Annotated in this window: 3 protein-coding genes; 2 read left to right on the plus strand and 1 reads right to left on the minus strand. The window is 56.3% G+C overall.

Annotation, left to right across the window (positions count from 1 at the left end):
- Window positions 1-13 precede the first annotated feature (13 nt).
- Window positions 14-931, minus strand: a complete 918-nt coding sequence (locus ACR0AU_RS21840; RefSeq protein WP_480522606.1) for a LysR family transcriptional regulator — start codon at window positions 929-931, stop codon at window positions 14-16.
- Between the two features lie 94 nt (window positions 932-1,025).
- Between ACR0AU_RS21840 and ACR0AU_RS21845 the strand changes: the two genes are divergently transcribed.
- A complete protein-coding gene (locus ACR0AU_RS21845) occupies window positions 1,026-2,516 on the plus strand; it encodes a hypothetical protein (protein WP_480796322.1) in 1,491 nt (496 codons plus the stop codon).
- A 451-nt stretch (window positions 2,517-2,967) separates the two neighbouring features.
- Window positions 2,968-3,789 (plus strand): ankyrin repeat domain-containing protein, encoded by an 822-nt coding sequence (locus tag ACR0AU_RS21850; protein ID WP_480796323.1) that lies wholly within the window; start codon window positions 2,968-2,970, stop codon window positions 3,787-3,789.
- The last annotated feature ends 267 nt before the right edge of the window (window positions 3,790-4,056 follow it).

The raw sequence follows: 4,056 nt of genomic DNA on the forward strand, positions 1-4,056 counted from the left end.
AGCCGCTAAGAGATCACCAATAGGTCCGCATTCTTGCTAGCTCGTCCCTTATTCCAATCTCAATCCGCTGCAGAACTGCTCGCACCCGTTTTGGCATCGGTTGGCGGGGAGGCCAGAGCAGATTTACGGCGCGTTCGGGGTTTCCGCTTTCCATAACCTTGACCAAGGTACCGCCGCGCAAGTCCTCGACCACTTGGTAGCCGAAGAATGCCGCATAGCCCAAACCCGCTCGGCAAGCAGTTCGCGCTAGCGCTACGCTATCACACACAAATCCTGGGTCAGGACGCACCACGACGGGTGATCCCCTGAGCTCATCAAATTTCCACTCTAGGCCAAATCGCCTTTTGGCAATGTCGATCCCCACGCATGGCAGGTTGGCTAAGCATTGTGGATTTTCAGGTACGCCCAGGCGTTCGACCAAGACTGGCGCTGCACATACGAAAGACGGCATTTTGCCCACCTTTCGAGCAATCATCCCGCTATCTGGCAACTCTCCGATCCTGACGGCGGCATCGTATCCTCCGCCTACGAGATCAAGCGGCTGGTCCGTCAGATCAATTTTGAGGCGAAGTTCCGGAAACTCAGATTGCAAAGCAAGAAGTGTCGGTGCCAAAACCAAGTTGCCAAATTCAACTGGCGCTGTGAGTTTGATCTGCCCGCGTGCACTTTTCTGAATTTCCTTAATTCGTTCCTCGGAAGTATCCAATCCCTCCAAGAGCCTTTTGCAATCGTGATAGTACTGCTCGCCCTCAAGCGTCAGAACCGACTGCCGCGTGGTGCGCGCCATTAGTTTTACATCCAAGGACTTTTCCAATTCCGCAAGGCTTCTCACGACTGTCGGTTGCGATCGACCCAAGCGCCGTGCTGCTTCAGTCTGAGAGCCATGCTCGACGATTGCCACAAAGGTCTTGATCGCAGTCAGTTTGTCCATTTGATCGGCTTTTCTGATAAATGTAATTCAATCTTAGCATAAATCGTGGCGCCAGATTTCTCTACCCTGTCTCCTCGCGACGAGGAGGCAAATTATGAGACACCCCATTTTGATTGCATCGCTGGTCCTTGGCCCGTTGGCCACCAGCGCCATGGCGCAAGCCGAAACATCCCGCTTGGGCGAAATTGACTTCCCAACGAGTTGCAGTTCGGCAGCGCACGACGCCGTTACCGAAGGCACCTTGCTATTGCATCACATGATGTATCGCATGGCCAACGCCCGCTTCGAGGCTGCTGCTGAAGCTGACCCTGATTGTGCAATGGCTCAATGGGGCATTGCCATGAGCAACTTCCATCCGCTCTGGCCTGGCATCCAATCGCCTCCTGAACTCCAAAAAGGCCTCTCGGCAATCGATCGGGCTGCAAGTCTCGATGCGGGGACCGCGTTGGAACAGGCCTACGTCGCCGCCGCCGCAACATTCTATGATCCGGCTCTTACCACCTATCCCGAACGCAAGGCCGCTTGGTCAGACGCGCAACGTCAAATCCATGCGGACTTTCCCGACAATCCTGATGCCGCAGCTTTTGCCGCTTTGGCCATGTTGGCGGTCGCGCCCCCAAGCGACCGAACGCTAGCGCGTCAGCGTGAGGCCGGTGCGCTATTGGAAGACCTGAACGTACGCGTGCCTCAGCATCCCGGGGTCCTGCATTATCTCGTTCACGCCTACGATCACCCGCCCCTGGCCGAAGCTGCCCTTCCGTTCGTTCAGGCATACCTGGAACTCGCACCTGAAAACCCGCATGCACTTCATATGCCTTCGCATATCATGACCCGGCTTGGTCGATGGGATGAGGCCGCAGACCTCAACCGCAGATCCGCCGCCGCCGTGCTTGCGCAGCCGAAGATCGACGGGACGGTGTCCGACCACTATCCCCACGCGCTGGACTACCTGACTTATGCGCTGTTGCAGTTGGGAGAGGTGGAGGAGGCCACCGAAACGGTCGCGACGCTGCTCAATACACCAGACATGCAGGATGTCTTTGGAACCGCGTATGCCGTAGCGGCGGCCCCGGCTCGGCTTGCGTTGGAACAGGAAGACTGGGAGGCAGCAGCAGCACTTCCTGACATTCCCTATCAAGAACTTGAATGGGGCCGATACCCGCATGCACTCGCCATCGTTGCGTTTGCGCAGGGTGTGGGCGCGGCGCGAAGCGGAGACGTTCCAAGGGTTGAAGCCGCACTCGCTCGGCTCTCCGATCTCACCGCAATCATGGACGAGCGTGGGATGAACTACTGGGTGACTCTTGCGAATGCGCAAAGTGGTGCCATCAAGGCGTGGCAGGCGTATGAAGCCGGTGATCCAGCCGCGCGTTCCATGATGGAAGCTGCCGCAGAAACGGAGGATTCGGTCGGAAAGGCACCCGTCACTCCAAGCCATGTCCTGCCGGTGCGTGAACAGCTCGGAGATATGCAGCGTTTGCTCGGTGAGACAGACGCGGCCGTCGCCGCTTACGAAGCTGCCTTGGCAATTTCTCCTAATCGTCGTCGCTCAATTGCAGGGATTGCTGAGGCATCAGGAAACTGAAGCCGAGCGGTCGTGACCAATTGCCAATTGGATACCTTGAAGGCCCGCGTTTTGGGTCCGCTCCAAAAGCGACGTCCTCGTAAAGTCTGGAAGTAGCTTCAAAGCGAAAACCACGCGGGGCTGCCCGCGCAGCATAGGCAAAATAGTTCAATGGCGCCATTCGCACAATGCGCAGCATTCGGGAGATATGGGGCTCCCGGCCCGGTTTCGCCGCTTTTGGCGCGAACGTCAGCTCCTGAGATGCGAACGGCCGCGCTTTGAACGAGACGACACAAGCTCAGAGGTTTGGCCAAATCTGCAGATGGACGGTTCCGTAGCGCTTTCACTGAGGTGCTTGTTGTATGAGCAGCGGGTGACTGTGAGCCTTTTGCAACCGTCGACGATTTGAGTGGATTGGTTGCGGCGAAACCTCTCTGCGCCTACGGTCAGAGAATTGTGGCGGGAGGCTTCAATGATCCGATCAATTGTTGCAGCGTGCCTGATTTTTACGGCCTTTTCACCACCCGCATTTGCCGAGATGATCCATCTGCATGCCAAGAATGGAAACATTGAGGGTGTTCTGGCTGAGCTAGATAAAGGTGTCCCGCTGGAAATTCGCAGCACCAGCATGACCAGCGCCCCCGGCGTAACTCCTCTATTTGTGGCGGCGAAATTCGGCCACGTAGATCTTGTGAAGGAGCTTCTAGCGAGAGGGGCTGACCCCACAATCTTTTTCTACCAAGAGAATGGTGCCTATACTGTGGGAACGGCACTGCATCATGCAGCGGCCTACGGTCACACAGAGGTGGTTCGGGTTCTTATTGCAGCGGGTGCAGACCCTGCAAGTTATGAGCCTTATATTTCCACACCATTGCATCAAGCCCTCCGAGCCGGAAATTTGGAGATAGCCAATATGCTGGTCGAAGCAGGGGCTCCACGTCGGGTTGAATTTCCCTCAATCGCAAATGCAATTGAAGGCGCCGACCATGTTAGAGGGGCACAGTTGGCAAAAGGATGCGAGATTTGCCACGGGGTCCCCTCAAGGTCCCTGTCGTTGGGTGACAACGGCCCAAATCTGTGGAGCATCTTTGGAAAGGCCACTGCATCAGACCCGACCTTTGAATACTCAAGCTACCTGCGCGATTTGGATACGGTTTGGGACGCGGATGCGCTCAACAACTATCTGGCAAGCCCGTATCAGTTTGTACCGGGGACCAAAAAAGTGATGCTTGGGTTTGCCAATGAAGACGATCGCGCGTCGTTGGTTGCGTTTCTCGCAACTTTGTCTGATTGACGCGAAGCACGAACGACGGCTCCGTCCGCATCCGATTCTTTGGCCGCTCGATATTCGCTGCGATCAGCACCAATGGCCGATTTTGTCGCTGCAAGACAGCGTGTGAAACTACGCTTTTGCAGAAAATCTCGCGTTGCGCGCGCACGCAGCGAGAAATCCAAGGCGCAAGTTGGGCTATCTCCTTGAATCCGCCGCGCAATAAACGAACGGCGGCATCACCGAAAAACTGCTTAAAGGGGGATTTAGCACTCAGCCGCACTCGACCCC

It is taken from the genome of Ruegeria sp. CG1 (assembly GCF_056537265.1).

Excerpts from the sequence above, each read along its gene's own strand:
- ACR0AU_RS21850 (WP_480796323.1), top strand. The coding sequence starts at position 2,968 with ATGATCCGATCAATTGTTGCAGCGTGCCTGATTTTTACGGCCTTTTCA.
- ACR0AU_RS21840 (WP_480522606.1), bottom strand. The coding sequence starts at position 931 with ATGGACAAACTGACTGCGATCAAGACCTTTGTGGCAATCGTCGAGCAT.
- ACR0AU_RS21845 (WP_480796322.1), top strand. The coding sequence starts at position 1,026 with ATGAGACACCCCATTTTGATTGCATCGCTGGTCCTTGGCCCGTTGGCC.